The organism is Pseudomonas aegrilactucae (assembly GCF_019168305.1).
GTDB classification, from domain to species: Bacteria; Pseudomonadota; Gammaproteobacteria; order Pseudomonadales; family Pseudomonadaceae; genus Aquipseudomonas; species Aquipseudomonas aegrilactucae.
On sequence record NZ_JAHTBI010000051.1, the window covers coordinates 1 to 24,572 of the forward strand.

Below are 24,572 nucleotides of genomic sequence, written 5' to 3' on the forward strand. Positions count from 1 at the left end.
GTCCATGGCGCGCAGCAAGTGGCCGAGCGCCTCGGCCTGCTCCCCGGCCAGGCGCGCAGCGGGGGCGGCGGTCTGCTGCCACAGCGCCTGCGCCTCGCGGTAGGCCTGGGCGTGGGCAGGGTCGGCCAGCAGCCAGCGCTTGAAGTCCGCACGCTCGGCACGCGCCGGCTGCTGGTTGATCTGGTTCAGCCAGGCCAGGGCGGCGCGTTGCTGTTCGGCGGTAGGGTGGGCTGAAGCGTTCATCGCGGGGCGTTCCCTGGCATGCGGGGCACGGCCGGCGCAGCGTCGATACTCGCTTTGCAGGCCTCGAGGGCACGCATCATATGTTTTTCCACGGCGCTTTGGGACAGGCCCATGGCCTTGGCGATGTCGGCGTAGGTGCGCCCGTGAATGCGGTTGAGCAAAAAGATCTGCCGGGTACGCTCGGGCAAGGCGCGCAATGCCGCCTCGATGCGGCGCAGGTCGCTGTCGACTTCCAGTGCCGCCTGAGGCTCGCTGGCATAGCTGTCATGGTGCGGGGTAGCCAGCCCCTCGGTGGCGCGATCGCGCGCACCTTCGCTGCGCAGGTGATCAATCGCGATATTGCCTGCGCAGCGCAGCAGGTAGGTATCCAGCGCCTCGACCTGCACCTGCGGGCGGCGCCAGAAGCGCAGGAACAGCTCCTGCACCAGGTCGGCGGCGGTGGCGCGACAGCCCACGCGGCGGCTGACCAGGCTTTCCATGCGCGCACGCTGGGCCACGAATACCTGCACGAAGCGGGCGCGCCCCGGGGCGTCGTCGGCCTCGCTGGCTGGCCGCTCGGGCAACTCGCTCACCGGGTCAGACCAGCGCCGCGACAGGCGCCAGGGCCAGGCTGGCGATGGCCAGGCGCAGCAGCAGGCGTGGTTGGTAGGGCCACGCGAAGACCCAGATGCACAGCGCCGCCATCACCACACCACACAGCTCCACCAGCCCCATGGCCCAGCCGCGGTCACGGATCGCCAGGCACAACGCCACGACGATCAGCAGCCAGCCAGCGCTGCGCAGGCCGCGCAGGCGCCGGGGGGTTGGCTTGTGTCCCAGCAGGTCCTGATAGTGGCGTTCCATGGCCAGGCACAGGGCCGCCACGGCGGCAAAACTCAAGAGCGCCATTGCCAGCATCACTGCACCTCGCTTTCGACGAGTGCCGCAGGCTTGGGCACGCGGGCGGCACGCGTGGGCGCAACCGCCGGCACGCGCAGCATCTTGTTGGCGGCCCAGGCGAAGAACAGCCCAGCGCCCAGCGCCGTGAGGTCGAAGCCTGCGATGATCCAGTCACCCTGGGCCATCGAATGGACCAGGCCGGTGTCAGTCGTGAGGCCGTTGAGCAACGGCAAGCCGGCGAATAACAAAGCGGCGAGCAACAGTTGCTCGCCCCAGGCACGTCGCCCCGGCCGCAACAGCGCATGCAGCAGCGACAGGCCCCACACGGCGAAAAAGCTGTCGACCTCCCACTCGGCCCGCCCCTGGAGGCCGGCCGGCAGCAGGCGGTTGGCCCAGAAGTACGCGGCCACGCCAAGGGTCAGGCCGCTCATGCTGGCAATGTTGAGCACTTCGACCAGGCGCAGCTCGAACGGCTGGGTACCACGCTTGGCGTGCTTGAGCTGGCGCTTGCCCAGCCACATCACCAGGCCCGTACCGATCACCGCCGTGCCCGCCAGGCCGAACAGGAAGTACAGCCAGCGCACCATGGGCCCGGCGAAGTGCCCCATGTGCAGGCCATACATGCCGGCGGCGATCACCACCGGCGTGCTCTGCGCCTTGATGCTGTCCTGCGCAGTGCCCTGCGCGCCATCGAACACCCAGCCGGCACCACGGTTCTGCGCCACGCCTTCGCCACCGGAACGGATGAAGCGTACCCGCGCATTCTGGTCGCCGGGATGCTGCACCTCGACCCAGCTGACCTCGCTGCCGGGGGCCTGCTCGCGCACCTGGGCGTACAGCCCTGCCAACGACGTCAACGCTGCCGGTGTGCCGGCCGCCTTGACCGGTTCGGTGCGCGAGAACATGTCGTTGTAGTAGGCCTGGATGTCATCCCCGTAGAGCGTGGTGATACTCGCCGGCATCACCATCGCCATGAAGATCACCAGGCTGGAGTAGCTGATCATCAGGTGGAACGGCAGCACCAGCACGCCGATTGCGTTGTGCCCGTCGAGCCAGGAGCGCTGGCCCTTGCCGGGGCGGAAGGTGAAGAACTCCTTGAAGATTTTCTTGTGGGTGATGATGCCGGTCACCAGCCCCACCAGCATCATCAGCGCACAGAAGGTCGAGAGCCAGCGGCCCCAGGGGTAAGGCATCTGGAGCTGGAAGTGGAAGCGGTAGAAGAACTCGCCGCCACGGCTGTCGCGGGCGTGCAGTTCGTTGCCGCTGGCGGGGTCCAGCACCTTCTCGGTGAAGTCGCGACGCCCTGCGCCGGCGGCGCGCCAGCCCACCCGCAAGGTAGGGTCGCGGGCTTCGGGGAGCTGGATGAACCAGCTCGCGGCACCACCGGCGTGCTGTTGCAGGTAGCCCTGGGCGAGGGTCAGGCTGGCATTGGTGTCGAGCGGCCGATGCGGGATCTCCGGCTGGCTCCAGTGGCTGATTTCGCTTTTGAAGTACGCCAGCGTGCCGGTCAGGAAGATCGCGAACAGCAGCCAGCCAAAGATCAGCCCGGCCCAGGTGTGCAGCCAGGCCATGGCCTGACGGAATCCTTCTTTCATGGGGTTTGCATCCAGTAGGCCAGGCCATTGATCAGCGCCAGCACGGCACTGGGCAGCAGCACCCCGAGCCAGGCGTGCCAGGCACTGCGACAGGCGAAGCACCAGAGGAACGCCACCAGGTAGAACAGGAACGACAGCATCATGCCGGTGACCACGGCGTCGGCCTTGGCCATGGGTAGCAGCACGGTGATGCATACGCTGGCCATGCTCGCCAGCAGGTAACCGCCGAACAGCGCCGCGAGGCTACGCGAGGTCACGGCCAGGCGATAACTGAGGGGCAACCCGGCAGCTTTGCTTTTCATGACAGCGGTCCAGTGCGAAGAGGGGGTAATATTAATGATTAATATTCGCAGATGCAAAGAAGCAGCTACAAGCGGCAAGCTTCAAGAAACAGCAGATCGGCGGTGCCGCCGCTTGCAGGTTGTGGCTTGAAGGTTGGGGCTTCAAATCCTACAATGCGAACAATTCTTATTCTTTAGCGCACCCCCCTGGCGCCGGAGTAGTCACACGGTGCCCAGCGCCCAGCCCGCCCCCTCTTCGCTCGAAGGCCTCTACAGCGCCCATCACAACTGGCTGACCGGCTGGCTGCGGCAACGCCTGGGCTGTCCGCACAACGCCGCCGACCTGGCGCAGGATACCTTCATGCGTCTGCTGCAGGCGCGCGAAACACCCGTCCTCAACGAGCCCCGCGCCTTTCTCACCACGGTGGCCAAGCGCGTGCTGTTCAACCATTACCGCCGCCAGGACCTGGAACGCGCCTATTACCAGGCCCTGGCGCAACTGCCCGAAGACGTCGCCCCCTGCGAAGAGCACCGTGCGATCATCCTCGAAACCCTGATCGAACTCGACCGCCTGCTGGACGGCCTGCCCGTGCAGGTCAAACGCGCCTTCCTGCTGGCCCAGGTCGACGGCCTGAGCTACGGCGAGATCGCCAGCCAGCTGGGCATCTCCCTGGCCACGGTCAAGCGCCACCTGAACAAGGCAGCCCTGCGCTGCTACTTCGCCCGGTGAACGCGCAGGAATTTTCGCCCAAGGTCGCCGAACAGGCCGTGCACTGGCTGATCGAGCTGCAAGGCGGCGCCCTCGACAGCCGCCAGCAGGTGGCCATGGAACGCTGGCTGCAGGCCAGCGACGAGCACCGCCGCGCATGGGAGCACATCCAGCGGGTCAACCAGCGCCTGCGCGGGCTGTCGTCGCCGCTGGCCCACGCCGCCCTGCAGGCACCCCGCTCGGCCAGCCGGCGCCGTGCGCTCAAGGCCCTGTTGCTCCTGGGCGTGGGCAGCGCCTGCGGGCTCGCACTGCAACAGCACAACCCGCTGCCACCGCTGCTGGCCGATTACCGCAGTCCGCTGGGCCAGCGCCGGCAGATGCGCCTGGACGATACCAGCGTGCTGCACCTCAACACCGCCAGCGCCGCCGATGTGCGCTTCGATCGCGACCAGCGCCTGATCCATCTGCTCGAAGGCGAACTGCTGCTCAACGTGGCCGACGACCCGCGCCCACTGCGCCTGCTGACCGGCCACGGCCTGCTCGACCTGTCGAGTGGTCGCTTCAATGTGCGTCAACTGGCCGGGCATAGCCGCGTCGGGGTGTTCAACGGCAGTGCGCGGCTGGCCGGGCAACGCCTGGAGACCGGGCAGCAGGCGCGCTTCGAGGGCCCGCGCTGGAGCACCAGTGGCCCGCTGGACGCCAACGCCGGCGCCTGGGTAGACGGCATGCTGGTGGCCGCACACATGCGCCTGGGGGACTTTCTCGACGACCTGGGCCGCTACCGCCGTGGCCAGCTCAACTACGACCCGGCGGTGGCCGACCTGCTGATTTCCGGCAGCTACCCGTTGGCCGACAGCGAACGCATCCTCGACCTGCTGGAAGTGGCGCTGCCGGTACGCGTGCGGCGTTTTACCCGCTACTGGGTCACCGTCGAAGCCCGCGCCTGAAAATATTTGCACTCGTCGTGAGCCGTTTTTTCATCTCGCGTGACAGAGAAGGCAGAACCCTTTGCCTCGACCTTCTCAAGGACCCTTTGCATGCCGCTTCGACTCACGCCCCTCGCCCACGCCCTGCTGCTCGGCGCCAGCCTCACCTTCACCGTCATCGCACCGCTGCAGGCCGCCGACGCGGACACCCGTGCCTATCACATCGCGCCGACTGCGCTGGAAAACGCGCTGAACCAGTTCGGCCGCGAGAGCGGCGTGCTGATCTCCTTCGGCTCGCAGGTGACCGCTGGCGTCCAAAGCCGCGGCCTGGAGGGCCAGTACACCCCGCAGCAGGGCCTGGACGTGCTGCTCGAAGGTACTGGCCTGCAAGCGCGCGCCGAAGGCGGCAATGCCTACACCCTGCAGCCGCTGAGCCAGGCGGCATCCGGCGCAGCGGTCGAGCTGGGCAGCTCCAGCGTGGTCGGTGACTGGCTGGGCGACGCTGCACAGGACAACGTGTTCGACCACGCGGGCGCCCGTGACGTGATCCGCCGCGAGGAGTTCGAACGCACCGGCGCGACCACCGCACGCGAAGTGCTCAACCGCATCCCGGGCGTGAATGCACCGGAAAACAACGGCACCGGCAGCCACGACATGGCGCTCAATTTCGGTATTCGCGGGCTCAACCCGCGCCTGGCGTCGCGTTCCACGGTGCTGATGGACGGCGTGCCGGTGCCCTTCGCCCCGTATGGCCAGCCGCAGCTGTCGTTCGCCCCGATCAGCATGGGCAACATGGACGCGGTGGACGTGGTGCGTGGCGGCGGTGCGGTGCGCTACGGGCCGCAGAACGTGGGCGGTATCGTCAACTTCGTGACCCGCGCCATCCCCGACGCCCCCACCGTCAAGGCCGGCCTGCAGACCCAGACCAGCCCGTCCTCCAGCCATGACGGCTTCAAGAGCAGCGCCAACCTGCTGGCCGGCGGCACCGCCGACAACGGCCTGGGCGGTGCCCTGCTGTACTCCGGCACCCGCGGCGGCGACTGGCGCGAGCACAGCGATACGCAGATCGACGACCTGATCCTCAAGGGCAAGCTGCAACTGGACGAGGCCAACAGCCTGCACGCCATGGCCCAGTACTATGAAGGCGAGGCGCAGATGCCCGGCGGCCTGAGCGTGGCCGACTACGACGCCGACCCGTACCAGTCGACCCGCCTGCAGGACAAGTTCTGGGGCCGGCGCACGATGGTCAACGTCGGCTACGACTACCAGGAAGGCGAGCGCCAGTTCAGCGTCAACAGCTTCTTCACCAAGACCCTGCGCAGCGGCTACCTGGTACAGAACAATTCGATCTCGCTGTCGCCACGCGAGTACTGGGTACGCGGCATCGAGACCCGCTTCACCCAGGGCTTCGCGCTGGGCGACAGCCATCACGAGGTCGGCCTGGGCTACCGCTATATCAACGAAGCCGGTCACGAACTGCGCTACATGGAGAACGTCAGCGACGACCGCCTGCCCACCACGGCCAGCCCCAACGACCGCGACACCCGTGGCAGCACCGACGCCCATGCGCTGTACCTGGATGACCGCATCGACATCGGCCGCTGGACCATCACCCCGGGCATCCGCTACGAGAGGATCAAGTCGCAGCAGAGCAACAACCTCAAGCGCCTCGACTACAAGGGCGACTACAACACCGCCTTGCCGGCGCTGAACGTGATGTACCACCTGACCGACAGCTGGAACCTCTACGCCAATACCGAAGGCTCGTTCGGCAGCGTGCAGTACAGCCAGATGCCCAACCGCGTGAACAAGGGTGAAGTGAAGCCCGAGAAAGCCCGCACCTGGGAAGTCGGCACACGCTACGACAACGGCAACCTGCAGGCCGAGGCCGGCGTGTTCCTGATCAACTTCGACAACCAGTACGAAAGCAACCAGACCACCGACGACGTGATCGCCCGCGGCGAAACCCACCACCAGGGCCTGGAGAGCAGCGTGAAGTACGCTCTGGACGGGCTGAACCCGGCACTGGCCGGTTTCGATGTGTATGCCAGCTATGCGTTCGTGGACGCGACCATCCGCGAAGAGGGGCCTAACCGCGGCAATCGTGTGCCGTTCTCATCGAAACACAAGGGAACGCTGGGGGTCGGCTACACCGAAGGTCCATGGCAGTTGAACCTGGACAGCACCTATCAGAGCAGCCAGTTCGCCGACAATGCCAACACCTCTGCCGAAAGTGCCAACGGCGCCGCCGGGCGGATCCCGGGCTACATGCTGTTCAGCAGCCGCGCCGGGTACGATTTCGGGCCGCAACTGTCGAACCTGAACGTGGCGGTGGGGGTGAAGAACATCTTCAACCACCAATACTTCACGCGCTCGTTCGATGACAACAACAAGGGCAAATACGTGGGTGAGCCGCGTACGGTATACCTGCAGACCTCGGTCGCCTTCTGATCGAAGGTGTCCGCTTCGCTGGCAAGCCAGCTCCCACAGGAATCAGCGCTGTACCTGTGAGAGCTGGCTTGCCAGCGAAGGGTTCAACGCCGCTCATGTTGATCTACCTCAGCCCCAGACACCCCTTCACACGATTAATTGCCTCAAAATATTTTTCTTCTTCAAGGACTTGAAAAGTTTCTCCAACTGCCTGACCTTGTAGTCAAGAGGCGATGATTTCCACAGGCCACCTTGGCCCTCATCGAATCTCTTGCGAGCTAGCTGAATAAGGGATTGAACTATGCAAATCCAAGTCAACAGCGACAACCATATCCAAAGCAGTGCCCGTCTCGAAGAGTGGGTACGCAGCACGGTAGAAAGCACGCTCGAACGCTACGAAGAAGACCTCACCCGCATCGAAGTCCACCTGCGCGATGAGAACGGCGACAAGCCAGGCCCCCACGACCTGCGCTGCCAGATGGAGGCACGCCCAAAAGGCCATCAACCGATTTCCGTCACCCACAAGGCCGATACCCTGGAACAGGCCATTGATGGTGCAGCCACCAAGCTCGACCATGCCCTTGAGCACCTGTTCGGCAAGCTGCGCGGCAAACGCGCCACGCCTCACAAGGTCGCGGCGGCCCCTGCACCCGACGCCCTGCTGCAGGAAGAATTCCTCGAAAACGAGCAGGACCTGCAAGCCCGCCGGGCCTGACCCCGCAGGCAACAAAAAGGCGAGCCACGGCTCGCCTTTTTCATGGCCGCTCGGCACATGCCTTGCAACGTTGCCTGAACTTACCCGGCCAAGGCCCGGTCAATCAGTGCATGTCTTTGCCAGGTACCGCGCCATGACCAATCCCTTCCAACAGATCAACGCAGCGTTTGCCGAACAGTACCGGGTCAACCTGAGTATCGAGCGGCTGGACGGCAGCATCATGCTGACGCTGTCCGACGATCAGGGCGTGGTTGCCAAGCGCCTGATCAGCCCGGCCCAGCGCAACGACCCCAAGCGCCTGGCGCACCTGATACAGAGTGTGCGCTTCGGCATCGCCATCGAGCAGGGTCACAGTGCCATCGACATTCTGGCCAGCATGACCAAGGACAGTGCACGCCTGCCCGGCCAGCGCGCCGCACGCGAGCACGGCGCCAGGCTGTAGGCCTGGCTTACTTGCCCTCGTCGATTTCCTTGCCATTGGCATCGATGGCCCGGGTGGAGGGGTAACGCGACGAGGCGTAGCGCACCACCAGGATCGAGAACGACAGCAACAGAATCCCGCCGCATACATACAACAGGCCCACATCGGGGGCCTTGTGGTGCGACACGTCGCCGATCAGCAGGCGCGTGAGCGCGGTAATCGCTACGTACAGCAGGAAGCGGATGGGCATGTGGTTGGTCTTGAATCTGTGGCCGCCCTGATTTTCTACAAATAATTTTTTGGTTTTTATTAGTCAGCTAAAATCCCCCAAACGCTAGCCTATAACCAATCATCGAAGAATCTGGCAGTTACGCTATGGACAGCGTGATGGCATTTTAGTAGCTTTGATAAATGTGCGTGTCGGACGAGCGTAGGGTCACGCTCGGTAAGAATTATAAAAAGCCAGACGGCTAACGAAATTATCCAGATTCATACAGGTTAAAGGATTAACATGATAAACCTCCAACAGTTACAGAATTACATCCCCTTCGCCTACATCATAGACTCACCCTCTAGCCAAGATCTTTTTGAAGGTTATAGTATCGGTATGGCTCTGCGGGATACCTTAAGAGCAATACGCATACCTACCATTTATACCCTCGCCACAAACAAAAATAGCTTTGAATTAGCGTTTACACGAAAGCTCCAAACTTGCATCCAAAATTTCCAGACGACTCCAACATCGAACGCATACCCCTTTATACACTTATGTATGCACGGCGCTAACGAAGGTATAGCACTGACAGACAACACATTCATAAACTGGCCACATCTTAGGTCACTCTTAATGAACCACAACATCATTAAGGGATATGACCCTTATGTATGCATGGCATCTTGCAACGGAATTAACGCATCAAGCATGGCGCATGCCTATGATAGCGCCTTCAACTTCTTAGTAGGTAATACCGGACCGGTTCTCCAATCAGATGTAACCGTTGCTTATTTAGCCTTTTACAATCACATCTTTTATAAGGGAGCCACCATCGACCAAGCGGTAATGGCTATGAGAACAGCATCTGGAGATAACAACTTTTATCATGCATGCGGCCAGCAAATAAAGAGTCAGCAACTCCAAACCATGACAACACCTCTTTATCAACCCCAGATTTTTTGAACACTTAATAGCACCAAAATTAACGCCACTGCGGAATTCAGATGAATATTATTGATCAAATAGAAATTAAGGGATTCTGGGGAATCCATTCTGTAACTGTCAAAACCTTTGATGACTTTAACTTTATAATTGGAGCGAATGGTTCTGGAAAAACCACGATGCTCAACTTAGTTGCAGGTGTTTTGCAGGCAGACAAAGCTTCGTTGTCTAGATACGAATTTGATAGTGTAAAGATAACTTTAAAAGAGCCCGGATCAAGAAAAAAGCCATCTATCGAAGCAATTCGAGATAATGAATCACCTTTCTTTAAGGTAAGTTACAAAATATCTGAAAATGCATCAGACAAGCCATTTACTTACGAGATATCAGACTTAGAAAACTTCGACAACTTTAGCTCCAGTGCCTATCAAATTAGGATGCGCTTGGCCGGCAGATCCGCAGCAAGTAAAACCTTAAGAAAACATCTTGACGAGCTTGTCAGCTTAACATGGCTTTCTGTGCAACGAATAAATGGCAGCAACGAGAACTCCGCAGAACCGCTAGACAACAAGTTAGATGATATATCAAACCGCCTAGTCAGATACCTTTCAGCAATAGGAAAGCAAGTAAACCGCCTATACGAAGGCTTCCAAGAGCAAGTTTTTCTGTCGCTTTTATCAGGAGAGAAAGTTTCAGAAAATATAATACCCTCACCAAAAAAAATCGAAAAAGACAAAACTACGCTTTTGCAGATATTTGCGCAATTCCAAATAGACAAAAATAACTATGACAAAAAAATAGACAAACACTTCAAAGCTGTTGAAACACTACAATCCAAGATAAAAAGTAGCGATGAGCTTTCACCGTCAGAAATCATGACAATCTTTGACTTACAGCGCATCGAACGTTCGGTAGACTTCTGGGAATATGTCACCCTGGAAAAAAATAAACTACTTGCATCGAGAGAAAAATTTCTTGCACTTTTGAACAAATTAATGCAACGAAAAACCATCACACTGACTGAGCGAAATGAAATCACTATAAAAACTCAGTCAGGGAAAATCTTGACCCCGCAACAGCTTTCCTCGGGTGAAAAACAGATACTTATTATTTTGGCAGAAGCTCTCCTTCAAGAAGGTAGAACTTATATATACATGGCTGACGAGCCTGAACTTTCTCTCCACATTGATTGGCAAGAAAAACTAGCCAGCAACATTAAAAGTTTAAACCCCTCTGCCCAAATCATTTTCGCCACTCACTCACCTGATGTTGTGGGACAGTTCCAGGGCCAATTGACCCACATGGAGAACTGCATAAAATGAGTTTTACTAGGTCTTCGGACGGACTTTCTAACTACAACGCCTTCTTAAAGACTGACGTTATCATTTTCTCTGAAGGCGGAAACTTAAATAACCCTATAGACGACACAGAGTGCAATATATGGTCCATAGATTCAATTTTTTGGAAAGCCGTATTTAAAAAATACTGGCCTGAGAAAAAAATCAGAATAAAGTCATTGGGAGGAAAAAATAATGTACTGCTGTACGCTAAAAAAATTGCATTTGAAAACTCTAAAAACTGTGTCGCAGTTATGGATAGAGACCACGATGCACATAGCGACGAAATAATAAATCACCCAAGAGTTATATATACCTTCGGATACAGCTGGGAAAATGATGCATGGAGGGCTGGAGTTCTAATTTCTGCTCTTTGCGAACTGCACCCTAACGGAAAAATTCCGGACGATCTAATAACCGCCATTCACGATAGCTATGATGTCTTTTTCAAGCGAGTTAACCGCCTGGTTTTTTTTGATGTATTGTGTTCAATGCAAAAACTACCTGGAATCCCAGAGGATTTCGGAACATTAGTCGATGTATTTAACGGCGTACCTTTTAAGGTAAAGAGAGATTCTTTCAAGGCTACTATCAAAGCCGTCAAAAGCAATAAAAAGATACCGTTTAAATACCATGGGAAATTCCGTATAGTTCCAGCAATCGATTGCTACGGGAAACTAATGGCTGAATTTGGGTTTGGAGTATTGACGGACCACTATAAAAAATTCACAGGCAGCAAAACTCTTAACAGACAACATGCAGACTATCTGATAGCGAACGCCATGGAAAAAATCAGCATTAGCGAATATGACCCTCAAATTTCAGGCTATTACAATCAGGTCTTCCGCTTAGCAGAGGCAAGTTTCTAGAAAACGAGCTTTTTAACCGTCTGCAAACCAGAGAATAACGGCATTCGCATAATATAAACCCTAATTAAAATTAAGGCTCGAACGTTAATAACGAGCCTCACTAACGGATTTCACGTCTCGCTCTTATCCTTGACTGATGGATATTTTGACGAGGAATATCTAACGACTAAAATTGAAAAAGCCAGCAGCAATACCCCACCACACACATAAATAATCCCAAGATCCGGGGCGTTATGATGTGAGACATCGCTAATCAACAATCTAATCAAAGCAGTAACACCGATATATAGCAAAAACCTCAGAGGCATGTGATTAGTTTTAAAATAAATACCTGCCATAGCTAGCAGCTCTAAATAGATAAACAACAGTAAAATATCATCCACCGTTATTTTGGGTTGTTGAAGCATTCCTAAAAACGCAGAAATTCCTGCATAAACTGTCACTGCTCCGATGCCGAAAAGCGCAAGATAATGAAACGTTTCTACAAATAAATTGCCAATCGAATCAGCACCACCATGCAGCTTTTTACGCAGGCTTTCAGCCCATTTCACTTCTTGCGTCATCGTAACCACCACTGTTCATAAATTGAGCGAATCAAACCAACCACACGGCGCATCAGAAGCTGGTCATGCACACCACGCCCCAGCGTTATCAGGGCGTTTAAGCATCTGGTAACCACTACGGAGAATGTTAGTAACGTAGACCTTCGTCTTGAAGTAGATCCCCACCATCGCCCCCAGCTCCAGGTAGATGAACAGCAGCAGGATGTCATCGACACTCACCCCGCCCTTGCCGAGCATCTCCATGAACGCCGACACAGCCGCATAGGCCGTGATCCCGCCGATACCGAACAACGCCAGGTAATGAAAGGCCTCGACGCAAAGATTGCCCACAGAATCTGCCGAGCCATGCAGACCCTTGCGCACTTTTTCAGCCCATTTGATGTTCACGATGCGAATTTCCTTGGAAACGACGGGAGGAGGATGCGCCACGCAGGTGACGCTTTGCCTGCATGCAGTAAAAAGGCCAGAGGCCCTGGTTGAGAAGGCGACCGATTGCCGCAAGGCACCAAACCTGCATGCCGTGTGCAATCAATCTGAGCTATAAAAATGCCACTACCCAAACGCGGTGGTTTGCCTTATGCTTTTACCTGTATAAAAACACAGTACTCGTACACATCAATTATCGAAAGGCATGTGAGGTGATGAATGGCCGTCGAAGTGGTATACCGCAGCAGCCGCGATCTGGAGCGCTTGTTCATGGATAAAGCTGAAGCAGACCGTCACGACAAAATGCTCGAGCTGGCCGAACTGCTCGCCGAGGTGCTGCAAAAAGCCGTGCCGTCGCTGAGCGAACAGCAGGTCGAGGAAGCGGGTATCTACATGGCGAAGAACCGCGACGTGTTCGCCAAGGCCTTCAAGAGCCAGCCCGACGCGCTGTCGGAACTGCTGCTCGACCCCCCGGCCGAGTAAACCTCAGGCGTTGTACACCAATTGCTCGGCAAGCACGGCAGCCACCCGGGCTGGTGAGGTTTTTTCGGCCTGGGCATGGGCAAATACTTCAGTCAGCCGGGTTGGTATCCGTGCCAGGTGCGCGGTGATGGTGCCCAGCTCATGGCCCTGGTGGGTCAGTGCCACGTAGATCAGCCCACCGGAATTGATGATGTAGTCCGGGGCATACAGAATGCCGCGGTTTTCCAGCTGATCGGCCACCTGCAGGTGCGTCAGCTGGTTGTTGGCAGCGCCAGCCACGGCCGCGCAACGCAGTTGCATCACGCTCTGGCTGTTGAGCACCGCCCCCAGCCCGCACGGGGCAAAGATGTCACACGGCGTGCTGACCAGCGCTTCGCTGGCCACCGGGTGTGCATTGAGCTGTTCCATGGCCAGTTGCACCCGGCCCGGGTCGTGGTCACTCACCAGCAACACCGCCCCTGCCGCGTGCAGTTGCTCGGCCAGGGCGAAGCCGACATTGCCCAGGCCCTGCACCGCCACCCGCAACCCCTCCAGATTGTCCGTACCCAGGCGTGCCATCGCCGTGGCGCGGATGCCTGCGAACACGCCCATGGCCGAATGCGGGGAAGGGTCACCTGCCGCCGTGGTGCTGGTGACATGCTGGGTGCTCTGGGCGATACAGTCCATGTCCAGGGTCGAGGTGCCACTGTCGATGGCAGTGATGTAACGCCCTTGCAGGCTGTCGACAAAACGCCCGAACGCCTCGAACAACGCCGCGCGGTTCTCCACATGCGGATTGCGAATGATCACAGCCTTGCCACCACCCAGCGGCAAGCCCGCCAGGGCGGCCTTGTAGGTCATGCCCTGGGCCAGGCGTATGGCATCGCTCATGGCACTGTCGTCGTCCGGGTAGGCCAGGTAGCGGCAGCCACCCAAGGCGGGGCCCAGGCGTTCGTTGTGGATCGCGATGACCGCCTTCAACCCGGTAGCCGGGTCGATGCACAGGTGCAGTGAGTGCGTGCGTGTACTTTGCATGAGAGCGAACATTGCCCGGCCCTCGGGAGACAGTGCTGAACCCAGTATAGGCGTCGGCGCAGCGGGCGTTGCGCCACTGGACGAAAGCGCACACCAGCGCTACAACAATAGCTTGAGCGGAGATTGCCATGCCCCCACGCCAAGCCTGCCTGGCCTGCCTGGAACGCCACCCCGTCGCCTTGTTCGAGGCGGCGCTGTGGATCGCTGCCGAACACGATCCCTGTGTGCAACCGGCGCGGGTAATGGGCGAGTTGCTGGCCTTGCAACGCGAGGTCAGCCAGAACCTGCCGATGCTGCCGGTGAGCGAGCTGGCCCAGCCGCTGTTGCGCGCGCTCAATGCACTGGGCTTTCAGCAGGACGAATATCATCCGTTGCGCCCGCAGGCGGCGCTGCTCGACAAAGTGCTGCAACGTCGTCGCGGGCAGCCGCTGGCGTTGGCGCTACTGACGCTGGAGTTGGCGCGGGGCTTGTCGATCCCGCTGGAAGGGGTGAATTTTCCGGGGCATTTTCTGTTGCGTGTGCCGGGGGCGGATCATCTGCTCGATCCCTGTGGCGGGCGGCGCTTGTACCCGGCTGATTACCGCGAGCTGCTGGGGCGCCAGTTCGGCCCGCAGATCGTGCTGAGTGCCGAGCACCTGGTGACGGCCAGTGGGCAGCAGATGTTGCAGCGGCTGTCGCGCAACCTGCGCCAGCTGCACGCCAGCAATGACGATGATCTGGCGGCGCTCAAGGATGCGGAGCGGGTGTTGCTGCTGGGGCCGGCCAGTGCCAGCGACTACCTGGCCCGGGCTAACCTGTATCAACGACTGGAGTGCCCGCAGGCAGAGCGGTTCGACCTGGAGCATGCGCTGATGCTGACCGATGATCCGATCCAGCGCTTGAGGCTGACGGAGCGGTTGGGGCATTTGCCGCCGCCTACGCCTTCGATGCACTGACGCTCTGTATTGGCTTCTTCGCTGGCAAGCCCCACAGGTATTTGCGGTGCTCACAAAACCCTGTGGGAGCTGGCGGCCAGCATTGCTTGCGCAATGCTCAGGGAGTGTCAGGCTGGCGCGACGGATGCGCCTGCACAAACGCATCATGCTCTTGCGCCAACGCCGCCACGCGACGAATGCGCGGCCATGCCGACAGGTCGATGTTGAACCGCTCAGCCGCATACAGCTGCGGGATCAGGTACACATCCGCCAGCCCCGGCTCATCGCCGAAACAGAACCCCGCCTCGCCGATCATCTGCTCCACCGCCGCCAGCCCCTGGGTGATCCAGTAGCCGATCCAGGCATTCACCTGGCTGTCGTCATGCCCCAGCCCACGCAACTGGTTCAACACGCTGACATTGTGCAACGGGTGAATATCGCAGCCGATCAGCGCCGCCACCCCACGCGCCTGCGCACGCCGCACCGGCTCGACCGGCAGCAACGCAGGTTGTGGATACACTTCCTCCAGGTACTCGATGATCGCCGGCGATTGCACCAGCAACTCGCCCGAATCAATGCGCAGCGCCGGTACCCGCCCCTGCGGGTTCAGCGCCAGGAACTCGGCCTGGCGCTGCTCGCCCTTGAGCAGGTTGACCGGCAGCGACTGGTAGTCCAGCTGCTTGAGGGCCAACGCGATGCGCAGCCGGTACGAGGAGGTCGAACGGTAGTAGGTATACAGGTCCATCGCCCTACCCTCTCACTTGGCCGGCAGGATCTTGCCGCGGCACTCGCCAAAGCCGATCGAGGCCACGCCCTCACGCGTGCAGCGTGCACGCAGGATGATCTCGTCACCGTCTTCGAGGAACGTGCGCACCTCGCCACTGGCCAGCTCGATCGGCTGTTTGCCGCCCTGGGTGATTTCCAGCAGGCTGCCGAACTGGCCAGGCCTGGCGCCCGACAAGGTGCCAGACCCGAACAGGTCGCCTGGCTGCAACTGGCAGCCGTTGACGCTGTGGTGGGCAACCATCTGCGCCACGGTCCAGTACATGCTCAGGGTGTTGCTCAAGGTCAGGCGGTGCGCCGGCAGGTTCTGCTCGCGCATGCGCTCGGTCAGCAGCAGCACCTCCAGCTCGATGTCGAAGGCGCCCGCCGCCTGGTCACGCTTGTCCAGCAGGTACGACAGCGGCTGCGGGTCACCCTCGGGGCGCGCAGGCTGGGCACAGCGGAACGGCCCCAGTGCCTCGGCGGTGACCACCCATGGCGAGATGGTCGAGATGAAGCTCTTGGACAGGAAGGGCCCCAGCGGCTGATATTCCCAGGCCTGGATATCGCGTGCCGACCAGTCGTTGAGCAGGCAGTAACCGGCGATGTGCTCGGCGGCTTCGGCAATCGGAACCGCATCGCCCATCGCATTGCCCTGGCCGATCCAGATGCCCAGCTCCAGTTCGTAGTCCAGCCGCGCACACGGGCCGAAGCTCGGCTCGGCCTGCCCTGCCGGCAGGGTCTGGCCCTTGGGCCGGCGCACGTCGGTGCCCGAGGGGCGAATGGTCGAGGCACGGCCGTGATAGCCGATGGGCACGTACTTGTAATTGGGCAGCAGCGGGTTGTCGGGGCGGAACAGTGCGCCGACATTCTTGGCGTGCTCGATGCCGACATAGAAGTCGGTGTAATCACCGATGCGCGCAGGCAGGTGCAGTTGGCACTCGCTGGCCGGGTACAACGCCGGAACAAGGGCCGCCTGATGCGCGCTGTCTGCGCCCAGCAGCTCGAGCAGGCGTGCGCGCAGGGCCACGCGGGCCTCGCGGCCGAGCTCGAAATAGGCATTCAGCGCGCCGCCACGGGTGGCTTGTACGGCTACCTTGGCCTGGCCCTCGAACAGCCCGACTGCCAGCACGGCCTCGAGGTCGAGGATCGCGTCACCGATGGCAACACCACAACGACGCGCCTCGCTGCCACGGCTGAAGATACCCAGCGGCAGGTTCTGCAGCGGGAAATCGCTATGCCCGTTGGCGTGTTCGACCCAACTGCGGGCAATGGCGGACTGGTTCATGGTTATCTCCGATTCGGGGTGAAGGTGCTCGGCAAGGTGGCCCAGCACTTATCGTAGTCGGCCTGCAATTGCGGGCATTCAAGCGCATGGCGAGTAGGGCGCAGCACCTGACTGGTCTCGAACATGAAGGCCATGGTGTTGTCGATCTTGCTCGGCACAAGCTGGGCGGCAATCGCCTTGGCACAGGTTTCGGCGTCGGGGCCATGGGCGCTCATGCAGCTGTGCAACGACGCACCACCGGGCAGGAAACCCTCGGCCTTGGCGTCGTATTCGCCCTGGATCAGGCCCATGAATTCGTTCATCAGGTTGCGGTGGAACCATGGCGGGCGGAAGGTGTTCTCGGCCACCATCCAGCGCGGCGGGAAGATCACGAAGTCGAGGTTGGCCATGCCCGGCACGCTGGTCGGCGAGGTGAGCACAGTAAAGATCGACGGGTCGGGGTGGTCGAAGCTGACCGTGCCGATGGTGTTGAAGCGGCGCAGGTCATATTTGTACGGCACGTTGTTGCCGTGCCAGGCCACCACATCCAGCGGCGAGTGCTGCAACTGGCAGCCCCACAGTTCGCCGAGGAATTTCTGTACCAGCTCGACCGGGCCTTGATGCTCTTCGTAGTGCGCAACCGGCGCCAGGAAGTCACGCGGGTTGGCCAGGCCGTTGCTGCCCAGCGGCCCAAGGTCGGGGATACGCAGTGGTGCACCATGGTTCTCGGCCAGGTAGCCACGCGCCTGGCTGTCGAGCAGCTCAACGCGAAACTTGAGGCCGCGCGGCAACACGGCGATTTCCAGCGGCTCGACCAGCAGCACGCCCAGTTCGGTGACGATGCGCAGGCGGCCTTGCTCAGGCACCAGCAGCAGCTCGCCATCGGCATTGAAGAACACGCGCTCCATGGAGCGGTTGGCGCAGTAGCTGTAGACGCTGATGCCGGCCGGCTTCTCGGACGCCGAATTGGCCACCATCGCGACCCAGCCATCGATGAAGTCGGTCGGCTCGGCGGGAATCGCAAGCGGGCTCCAGCGCAGGCGGTTGGGGGTGACCGGGCCCAGCGGGCCGCCGCTCAACTGGCGCTCGAGGCGCTCGAACGCGGGGTGCAGCGCCGAGGGGCGGATGCGGTACAACCAGGTACGCCGTTGCTCGCTGCGCGCCATGGTGAACGCGGTGCCCGAAAACAGCTCGGCGTACAGGCCATAGGGCGCTTTTTGCGGAGAGTTCTGGCCGACCGGCAGGGCGCCGGGCAATGCCTCGCTGGCGAATTCATTGCCGAAGCCGCTCTGGTAGGCGACAGCGGGAGTGGAATCGACGTTCATCGAGCCTCCAGTGGTGCTGCATTATTATTATCGTAAACTGATTACGCATAACGTAATTTGATCCCTGCCACCCGTCAAGCTATAAAGACGCCCACCTGCCACCACGGACCCTTCCTGCCATGAGCAAAACCAGCCCCGCCGCCGAGACCAACGGCAAACAGAAGGTCCGCTCTGCCGAGGTCGGCACCGACATCCTCAAGGCCCTGGCCCAGCTCTCCCCGGCCACCTCGCTGTCACGCCTGGCCGAGCATGTGCAGATGCCGGCCAGCAAGGTGCACCGTTACCTGCAGGCGCTGATCGCCAGCGGCTTTGCCGAGCAGAACCCGGCCACCAACCATTACGGGCTGGGCCGTGAAGCCTTGCGGGTGGGGCTGGCCGCGCTGGGCGGCATGGATGTATTGAAGGTGGCGGCGTTGCCCCTGTCGCATCTGCGTGACGACTTGAACGAAAGCTGTTTCATCGCGGTGTGGGGCAATCGGGGCGCGACCGTGGTGAACATCGAACCGGCCGTGCGCGCGGTCACGGTGGTGACGCAGATCGGCTCGGTGCTGCCGTTGCTCAGCTCGTCCACCGGGCTGGTGTTCGGCGCGTACCTGCCTGAGCGCGAGACCATCGAATTGCGTGATCAGGAGCTGGCGGACCTCGGGCAGCGCGCCAGCGACTACGTGCCGGTGTTCGCCAGGATCCGCGAGCGCGGCCTGCACCACGTGCATGGCCTGCTGATGCCGGGGGTAGATGCGTTGTCGGCGCCCGTGTTCAACGCCATGGGCCAGATCGCTGCGGTGCTGACGGTGGTGGGCCCCGCGTCGATCTTCCATGCCGATGAGCAAGGGCCGGCGGCGCAACAATTGCTGGCCGCCGCGCAGGCGATCAGCTGGCGCATGGGCTATGAAGCCGCACCGTGACCCGCGTTGGTGCACTGTTGCCACAAGCGCAACAGTGAATGTCAGAAAGGCGTATTTTTCTGCGGTGCCGGGGTGTCTATTCTTGCCGGGCTTGCAGCGAAACGGGTTTTCGCCAAGTGCTGGGCCGGTGGGTCAGCCATTAATGCCAGGTTAATCCTCTCCCCCTAGAGTACGACTCTGACACGCTGAACCATCCCCCTTCAGGTTCACCGACGTTGATTTTGAAGCTCCTTGATCCACGTCTTTTTTGGCCGCTGCTTGTGCAGCGGCCTTTTTTTATTTGTGCGGCGAGCTCAGCCGGCGAACTTGTGCAGGTTGGCCATCATCTGCTGCAGCGCCTCCAGGCTGTCACGCGGGTGCACCGCGCCGTCGAAGTCGCCAATCGCCTGCCAGTGCGCGGCGATGTCCTCCACACTGATGCCCTGCTGCGGGTCAAAGCCCACGCCCAGGCTGCGCTCCCAGCGCACCTTGCCCACCCAGCCCCCGCCCACCTCATACAGGCCGCCGCTGTCCTGGCACTGCGCACTGCCCAGGTACACCACCAGCGGGCTGATCAGCTCGGGCTTGAGCTGCTCGAACACCTGCGCCGGGATCAGCCCTTCGGTCATGCGTGTGCCGCCGGTAGGCGCAATGGCGTTGACCAGGATGTCGTGCTTGCGCCCTTCCAGCGCCAGCGTGCGGGTCAGGCCATACAGGCCCAGCTTGGCCATGCCGTAGTTGGCCTGGCCAAAGTTGCCATAGATACCCGAGGTGGACGAGGTGAAGATCACCCGCCCCCAGTTCTGCTCGCGCAGGTGTGGCCAGGCGGCGCGGGTGAGCTTGTAGGCGCCCTCGACGTGCACGCGGTAGACCTGCTCCCAGTCGCTGTCGTCCATCTTGTGAAAGGTCTTGTCACGCAGGATGCCAGCGTTGTTGACCAGCACATCGACCCGCCCGTAGGTATCCAGCGCCTGCTCGACGATGCGCGCGCCCTCGGTGACCGACTCATGGCTGGCCACCGCCGTGCCGCCGGCGGCGCGGATCTGCGCCACCACCCGGTCGGCCGCCGAGGCATTGGCGCCCTCGCCCTGGGCTGAGCCCCCCAGGTCGTTGACCACCACCCTGGCCCCATGGCGCGCGAACAGCAGCGCGTGGGCCTGGCCCAGCCCCCCGCCGGCACCGGTCACGATCACAACTCTTTCATCCAGGCGTATCGCTTCGGTCATCACCATTCTCCAGCAGGGCAAGGGACAAGGCAGGCAGTGTCAGCCAGCGCCCGGCCCCGGACAATCATCCGGGCAGGCGCTGAATGGCAGGCAATAAGGCAGGACGATACTCAGGACCAGGCGACTTTCAACGCCAGGCCCGGCAAGGGTTGCTGACGAAACGCCAGGTAGTGGCGCAGCACCTGTACCGGTGCTTCGGTGTGCGGATAATGGCCGATACCCTGCAGGGTCACCGTATCGGGGTCGGGCACCAGTTCGTGGTAGCGCGCCACCACATGCGCCCCGGACACCGGGTCGACCGCGCCGTTGATCAGGCGCAGCGGTACGCCGCCCTGCTGCAGGGCACTGACCCAGCGCTCACGCCGGGCAATGCGCTCGGGCACACAGGCGGCCAGCTTGTGCAGGATGCGATTGCCGCGATTGGACGCGATCAGGCTCCAGCCGTCATCCAGCGCACTCTCGCTGGGGTGCGTGCACGGGCCGTAGATCTGGGTGACGTTCCTGACCAGATCGTCGCGCCCGAACGTGCGCGCCACCAGCCAACCCAACGGGCTGAGCAGCAGCTTCTGCACCAGCAAGGGGCGGTGACATTCCGGAAACAGCGCGGCATTGAGAAACGCGCAACTGGCCACCTGCGCCCGCCCTTCATGGTGGCGGGCCAGCAACTCCTGGGCGACGCTGGCGCCATAGTCATGCCCCAGCAGGTGCACCGGTTCGCGCACCCCCAGGTGCTCCAGCAACGCCTGCTGCAGGTCGGCCTGCTCCAGCAGGCTATAGTCATGGCGCAGCGGCTTGGACGAATCGCCAAAGCCGAGCATGTCGCAGGCGATCAGGCGAAAGCGCTGGGCCAGCGGTTGCCACAGGTAATGCCAATCCCAACTGGCGGTGGGAAACCCGTGCAGCAGTAGCAGGGGCTCTCCTTGCCCTGCCGTCCAGTAACGGATGGTCTGGTGGCGGAAGGTAAAACTGCGACCGCGGGTACGCCAGACACTCAAGGGAATCTCGGCGAGTGGCATCACGCAGGTCCTGACAGGAGGATGTAACTACGGTTGGGCAACGCTTCGTCGGGCACGGCATTGGCTGCGGTCATTGCAATCACCTCGGCACATTCGTGTGCTCTATTGATTGACAGTCTAGTGGCGACTGTCGCAGCACCGAGTTGCATTGGCAGCCAGCTTATTGGCCTATCGGGTCAGCGCAGAAAATAGTCACGTACGGTGACGTAACTGTGGCGCCACAAACAGGGGCGAGGGCTTGAGCCCGCCCCTTTGCGGTGCCCTGTGCTCAGCCGCGCAGCGCGACCACCAGCTCGGCCAGCCACGGCTCGGCGTCGGTTTCCGGGGTGACGGTTTCACTGGCATCCAGGCGCAGCATGTGCTGAATCTCGATCAGACCCAGTTCTGCAAACAGTTCACGCAACTGCTCGCCGCCGCCACAGTAGGTGTCGCCGTAGCTGGAGTCGCCCAGGCCGATCACTGCGCCCGGCAAACCACGCCAGGCAGCCGGCAGCACGTCGCGGATTTCGCTGAACAGCGGCGCAAGATTGTCGGGCAACTCGCCCATGCCGGTGGTCGAGGTCACCGCCAGGAACGCCTGCGGGGCGAAGCCCTGGAGGTCCTGAAGGCTGGCGCGCTTGAAGTGCTGGGCGTCGAAACCCGCGCGCTTGAGCAGCGACTCGGCATGTCGAGCGACTTCTTCGGCGGTGCCGTAGACCGAACCACTAAGGATGGCAACTTTCATAGCAAATCCCGAAACAGAGTAAAAGCGCAGGATACTAACACCGCACACTGGCAAAAGGCCTCAGGTGTGGGTGCCCCGTGCGGGTCAATGCACTAGAATCGATGGGTTGTTCGCCTCCACTCCTTTTCGGTCCAAGTCGATGATCAATGCCAAATTGCTGCACCGTATGATTGATGCCTCCAATGACGGGATCGTGGTGGCCGAACAGGAAGGCGACGACGACACCATCCTGATCTATGTGAACCCGGCGTTCGAACGCCTGACCGGCTACTCGGCCAATGACATCCTGTACCGCGATTGCCGCTTCTTGCAGGGCGAACACCGCGACCCGGCCGCCCGTGCGCGCATTCGCGAGGCGATCCGCAGTGGCCAGCCGTGCCGTGAAGTGCTGCTCAACTACCGCAAGGACGGCACCACGTTCTGGAACGAGCTGTCGATTACGCCGGTGTACAACGAAGACGACCAGCTCAAGTATTTCATCGGCATCCAGAAGGATGTGAGCCTGCAGGTAGAGGCGCAACAGCGCATGGCGCAGCTTGAAGCACAACTGGCCGAAGCTCAGGCGCGGATCAAGGCACTTGAATCCGACGAACGGCAGTAACTAAGTGACGCTTGCGCTGTCCATCACCCAGACAAAAACGATTCCCGATTGAAACCATCGAGTTCGACCATGCAATCAACTGCCCTGCTGACTCAGGATGAACTGGACTTTATCCAGAGCATGCACCGTTCGCCCCAGCTGAACCTGGCGGACGCCACCTCGAGCCTGCGCCTTGCTGGCGGCACTGACGTACAGCGGCTGCTGACGCGGCTGATTGCCCACGAGCAGGTGACGTTGCAGGCGCAGTTCGAAAACCAGCAGATGAGTTTTCCCTTGCAACTGGTCGAGGATGAGTTTCATGCGGTGCACCTGCAACTGGGCGCGCCGAGCATCTATGAAGACGGCCCGATGATGCGCCCCTGGCGCCTGAACCTCGACACGCCGGTGGCGCTGGACGACGAGCTGGGCCTGAGCACGGACCTGCGGGTATGCGAGATTTCGTTCAAGGGTGTGCTGCTGCAAGTGCCGACTGATCGCAAGCCGCCCAAGACCTTCAGCCTGTGGTTCAGCCCGGGCGCCGATACGCCCATCAACTTGCAGGGTACGTTGCAGCGCCAGACCGCCGAAGGGTTGGCGGCGTATCGGTTGAGCCAGCATCAGCCGCAGGAGATCGAACGGTTGCGTCAGTACATCCTGCGCCAGCACCGGTTGGCGCATCCTGAGCTGCATCCGGCCTGATACGGCGGCGCGGCCTTCGCTGGCAAGGCCGGCACCTGCACCGCGAAAAGGCCCTCAGGTGTCCAGATGGCCTGCCAGGTACTGCTGCAGGCGCCGGCGCATCAAGCGCGCTTCACTGCCCAGGCACGCCACCTGCGAGCCCATCAGTCCATCCTGGGCCAACTCGGCCGCCTCCCCCGCGAACAACACCGGACACTCCACCGCATTGGCCAGACGTGCCAGACGCTTGGGCAGGTCCGCCGCAGGTGAGTGATTGGAAAACAGCACCAGCGCGTGCGGGGCAATGCGCTCGCACACCAGGCTCAACTCTTCCATCGGCTGGCCCAGCGCAAGCACCCTGATGGCAATCTCGCTGCAGCCCAGCAACAACCCCGCCACCAGCAACTCCAGCTCACGGCAGTGCCCGGGAATGGCGGCCAGCACCACGCTGACGTCCTGCTGCTCACGCGACAGCTGCAGGCGCTGCAACGCCCGCGCACGCAGGAAGCCATCGAGCAAAAGCCACTCGCTCTGTGCGCCGAACGCATCGCTGCAGGTACGCAGCTCATGCCACACCGGCATGAAGATGTCCTGAAACACCATGACCAGCGGATAGGTTGCAAATACCTGGCCGTACACCTGCTCAAGGCGCCCCTCGTCAAAGCGCTTGACCGCCTGTCGCACCTGCACCTGCCATTGCTGGCAGTCCGCCTGCCCGCAAGCCTGCTCCACAGACGCCTGCGCTTTGAGGGTGTGGTTGCGCACCAGGATCTTGCCGACCTTGCTCACCGCCACGCCACGCTCGATCCAGCCGAGAATGGCCCGCACATCGTCGATGTCCGAACGCGAGTACAATCGGTGCCCACTTTCGGTGCGCGTGGGCTGGATCAGCCCATATCGGCGCTCCCACGCGCGCAGGGTGACCGGGTTGATGCCGGTCAGGCGCGCCACTTCACGGATGGGAAACAGCTCCTCATGGACGAGGGCGTCAGGGTTGGTGGCAGCCGAAGCAGGTTCGATCATCGCCGTAAAGACCGTGATTCTGGAGAGATCGGCCATTCTACTCCGCAGCCGTGGCCCTGCCCAAGCGTGATTTTGCGCAACGCCTGTGCGCCAGCACTGACGAGTCAGACAATTTACGGAATAATC

At 60.9% G+C, this 24,572-nt stretch carries 27 protein-coding genes and 2 pseudogenes; 13 read left to right on the plus strand and 16 right to left on the minus strand.

Features of this window, described 5'->3' with window-relative positions; translation table 11 throughout:
* The 5 genes from KUO17_RS15075 to KUO17_RS15095 form a co-directional block, all read right to left on the minus strand.
* Positions 1–243: DUF4880 domain-containing protein (locus tag KUO17_RS15075; RefSeq protein ID WP_217976343.1), on the minus strand; the 243-nt coding region annotated here is incomplete at its 3' end.
* Entirely contained in the window at positions 240–815 is a 576-nt protein-coding gene (locus KUO17_RS15080) for an RNA polymerase sigma factor (protein ID WP_341869620.1), read from the minus strand. The genes KUO17_RS15080 and KUO17_RS15075, both read right to left, overlap by 4 nt.
* 4 nt (positions 816–819) lie before the next feature.
* Positions 820–1,140, minus strand: coding sequence for a DUF3325 domain-containing protein (locus tag KUO17_RS15085; RefSeq protein WP_217976344.1), 321 nt, complete (start codon positions 1,138–1,140; stop codon positions 820–822).
* On the minus strand, positions 1,140–2,717 hold the full coding sequence (locus KUO17_RS15090) for a PepSY-associated TM helix domain-containing protein (protein WP_217976345.1): 1,578 nt from the start codon (positions 2,715–2,717) through the stop codon (positions 1,140–1,142). The genes KUO17_RS15085 and KUO17_RS15090 overlap by 1 nt, the downstream gene beginning before the upstream one ends.
* Positions 2,714–3,019, minus strand: coding sequence for a DUF3649 domain-containing protein (locus tag KUO17_RS15095; RefSeq protein ID WP_217976346.1), 306 nt, complete (start codon positions 3,017–3,019; stop codon positions 2,714–2,716). Before KUO17_RS15095 ends, KUO17_RS15090 begins: the two co-directional genes overlap by 4 nt.
* 208 nt (positions 3,020–3,227) lie before the next feature.
* Between KUO17_RS15095 and KUO17_RS15100 the strand changes: the two genes are divergently transcribed.
* The 5 genes from KUO17_RS15100 to KUO17_RS15120 all read left to right on the plus strand — a co-directional run bounded on the left by KUO17_RS15100 (position 3,228) and on the right by KUO17_RS15120 (position 8,220).
* On the plus strand, positions 3,228–3,728 hold the full coding sequence (locus tag KUO17_RS15100) for a sigma-70 family RNA polymerase sigma factor (protein WP_217976347.1): 501 nt from the start codon (positions 3,228–3,230) through the stop codon (positions 3,726–3,728).
* Positions 3,725–4,654, plus strand: a complete 930-nt coding sequence (locus KUO17_RS15105; protein ID WP_217976348.1) for a FecR domain-containing protein — start codon at positions 3,725–3,727, stop codon at positions 4,652–4,654. The genes KUO17_RS15100 and KUO17_RS15105 overlap by 4 nt, the downstream gene beginning before the upstream one ends.
* Positions 4,655–4,744: 90 nt before the next feature.
* Positions 4,745–7,084 carry a TonB-dependent Fe(3+) dicitrate receptor FecA gene (gene fecA, locus KUO17_RS15110; protein ID WP_217976349.1) on the plus strand — a complete coding sequence of 780 codons (2,340 nt, stop codon included), beginning with the start codon at positions 4,745–4,747 and terminating at the stop codon, positions 7,082–7,084.
* Between the two features lie 280 nt (positions 7,085–7,364).
* Positions 7,365–7,778: an HPF/RaiA family ribosome-associated protein gene (locus tag KUO17_RS15115; RefSeq protein ID WP_217976350.1), complete on the plus strand. Its 414-nt coding sequence runs from the start codon at positions 7,365–7,367 to the stop codon at positions 7,776–7,778.
* 133 nt (positions 7,779–7,911) lie between these two features.
* Positions 7,912–8,220: a DUF3509 domain-containing protein gene (locus KUO17_RS15120; RefSeq protein WP_217976351.1), complete on the plus strand. Its 309-nt coding sequence runs from the start codon at positions 7,912–7,914 to the stop codon at positions 8,218–8,220.
* Positions 8,221–8,227: 7 nt separating this feature from the next.
* Here the strand turns inward: KUO17_RS15120 and KUO17_RS15125 are convergent.
* Positions 8,228–8,473, minus strand: a pseudogene (locus KUO17_RS15125) (phosphate-starvation-inducible protein PsiE); the annotation flags it as partial.
* Between the two features lie 573 nt (positions 8,474–9,046).
* Here KUO17_RS15125 and KUO17_RS15130 point away from each other — a divergent pair.
* The 3 genes from KUO17_RS15130 to KUO17_RS15140 are packed head-to-tail and all read left to right on the plus strand — an operon-like array spanning position 9,047 to position 11,561.
* The gene (locus KUO17_RS15130) at positions 9,047–9,376 is read left to right on the plus strand and encodes a hypothetical protein (RefSeq protein ID WP_217976352.1); all 330 of its coding nucleotides are present in this window, start codon (positions 9,047–9,049) and stop codon (positions 9,374–9,376) included.
* A 41-nt stretch (positions 9,377–9,417) separates the two neighbouring features.
* Positions 9,418–10,677, plus strand: coding sequence for an AAA family ATPase (locus tag KUO17_RS15135; RefSeq protein WP_217976353.1), 1,260 nt, complete (start codon positions 9,418–9,420; stop codon positions 10,675–10,677).
* Positions 10,674–11,561: a DUF4435 domain-containing protein gene (locus KUO17_RS15140; protein WP_217976354.1), complete on the plus strand. Its 888-nt coding sequence runs from the start codon at positions 10,674–10,676 to the stop codon at positions 11,559–11,561. The genes KUO17_RS15135 and KUO17_RS15140 overlap by 4 nt, the downstream gene beginning before the upstream one ends.
* A gap of 110 nt (positions 11,562–11,671) precedes the next feature.
* Here KUO17_RS15140 and KUO17_RS15145 read toward each other — a convergent pair whose 3' ends face one another.
* On the minus strand, positions 11,672–12,124 hold the full coding sequence (locus tag KUO17_RS15145; protein ID WP_217976355.1) for a phosphate-starvation-inducible protein PsiE: 453 nt from the start codon (positions 12,122–12,124) through the stop codon (positions 11,672–11,674).
* Between the two features lie 144 nt (positions 12,125–12,268).
* A pseudogene (locus KUO17_RS15150) lies at positions 12,269–12,511 on the minus strand (phosphate-starvation-inducible protein PsiE); the annotation flags it as partial.
* A gap of 258 nt (positions 12,512–12,769) precedes the next feature.
* On the opposite strand from KUO17_RS15150, the gene KUO17_RS15155 reads away from it, so the two are divergent.
* Positions 12,770–13,033: a YebG family protein gene (locus KUO17_RS15155; RefSeq protein ID WP_217976356.1), complete on the plus strand. Its 264-nt coding sequence runs from the start codon at positions 12,770–12,772 to the stop codon at positions 13,031–13,033.
* A gap of 3 nt (positions 13,034–13,036) precedes the next feature.
* Here the strand turns inward: KUO17_RS15155 and KUO17_RS15160 are convergent, their stop codons facing one another.
* The gene (locus KUO17_RS15160) at positions 13,037–14,059 is read right to left on the minus strand and encodes a Leu/Phe/Val dehydrogenase (protein WP_217976357.1); all 1,023 of its coding nucleotides are present in this window, start codon (positions 14,057–14,059) and stop codon (positions 13,037–13,039) included.
* A 116-nt stretch (positions 14,060–14,175) separates the two neighbouring features.
* Here KUO17_RS15160 and KUO17_RS15165 point away from each other — a divergent pair, with 116 nt between their 5' ends.
* Positions 14,176–14,982, plus strand: coding sequence for a SirB1 family protein (locus tag KUO17_RS15165; protein ID WP_217976358.1), 807 nt, complete (start codon positions 14,176–14,178; stop codon positions 14,980–14,982).
* A gap of 97 nt (positions 14,983–15,079) precedes the next feature.
* Here KUO17_RS15165 and maiA read toward each other — a convergent pair whose 3' ends face one another.
* From maiA to hmgA, 3 genes are read right to left on the minus strand one after another with little or no spacing between them, the layout of a single operon-like run.
* Positions 15,080–15,706 carry a maleylacetoacetate isomerase gene (gene maiA / locus KUO17_RS15170; RefSeq protein ID WP_217976359.1) on the minus strand — a complete coding sequence of 209 codons (627 nt, stop codon included), beginning with the start codon at positions 15,704–15,706 and terminating at the stop codon, positions 15,080–15,082.
* 12 nt (positions 15,707–15,718) lie between these two features.
* Positions 15,719–17,011, minus strand: coding sequence for a fumarylacetoacetase (gene fahA / locus KUO17_RS15175; protein ID WP_217976360.1), 1,293 nt, complete (start codon positions 17,009–17,011; stop codon positions 15,719–15,721).
* 2 nt (positions 17,012–17,013) lie between these two features.
* Complete coding sequence (gene hmgA / locus KUO17_RS15180) at positions 17,014–18,315, minus strand: homogentisate 1,2-dioxygenase (protein WP_217976361.1); 1,302 nt, start codon at positions 18,313–18,315, stop codon at positions 17,014–17,016.
* 119 nt (positions 18,316–18,434) lie between these two features.
* Between hmgA and KUO17_RS15185 the strand changes: the two genes are divergently transcribed.
* Complete coding sequence (locus KUO17_RS15185) at positions 18,435–19,220, plus strand: IclR family transcriptional regulator (protein WP_217976362.1); 786 nt, start codon at positions 18,435–18,437, stop codon at positions 19,218–19,220.
* Positions 19,221–19,513: 293 nt separating this feature from the next.
* On the opposite strand, the gene KUO17_RS15190 is transcribed toward KUO17_RS15185, so the two are convergent.
* The 3 genes from KUO17_RS15190 to KUO17_RS15200 form a co-directional block, all read right to left on the minus strand.
* Positions 19,514–20,425: an SDR family oxidoreductase gene (locus tag KUO17_RS15190; protein ID WP_217976363.1), complete on the minus strand. Its 912-nt coding sequence runs from the start codon at positions 20,423–20,425 to the stop codon at positions 19,514–19,516.
* Positions 20,426–20,535: 110 nt separating this feature from the next.
* Entirely contained in the window at positions 20,536–21,441 is a 906-nt protein-coding gene (locus KUO17_RS15195) for an alpha/beta fold hydrolase (protein ID WP_217976364.1), read from the minus strand.
* 268 nt (positions 21,442–21,709) lie between these two features.
* The gene (locus tag KUO17_RS15200; RefSeq protein WP_217976365.1) at positions 21,710–22,165 is read right to left on the minus strand and encodes a flavodoxin; all 456 of its coding nucleotides are present in this window, start codon (positions 22,163–22,165) and stop codon (positions 21,710–21,712) included.
* Between the two features lie 139 nt (positions 22,166–22,304).
* On the opposite strand from KUO17_RS15200, the gene KUO17_RS15205 reads away from it, so the two are divergent.
* Positions 22,305–22,766, plus strand: a complete 462-nt coding sequence (locus KUO17_RS15205) for a PAS domain-containing protein (protein WP_217976366.1) — start codon at positions 22,305–22,307, stop codon at positions 22,764–22,766.
* Positions 22,767–22,835: 69 nt separating this feature from the next.
* Positions 22,836–23,444, plus strand: a complete 609-nt coding sequence (locus KUO17_RS15210; protein ID WP_217976367.1) for a hypothetical protein — start codon at positions 22,836–22,838, stop codon at positions 23,442–23,444.
* A 54-nt stretch (positions 23,445–23,498) separates the two neighbouring features.
* Here the strand turns inward: KUO17_RS15210 and KUO17_RS15215 are convergent, their stop codons facing one another.
* Positions 23,499–24,446, minus strand: a complete 948-nt coding sequence (locus KUO17_RS15215) for a MerR family transcriptional regulator (RefSeq protein WP_217976368.1) — start codon at positions 24,444–24,446, stop codon at positions 23,499–23,501.
* Between the last annotated feature and the right edge of the window lie 126 nt (positions 24,447–24,572).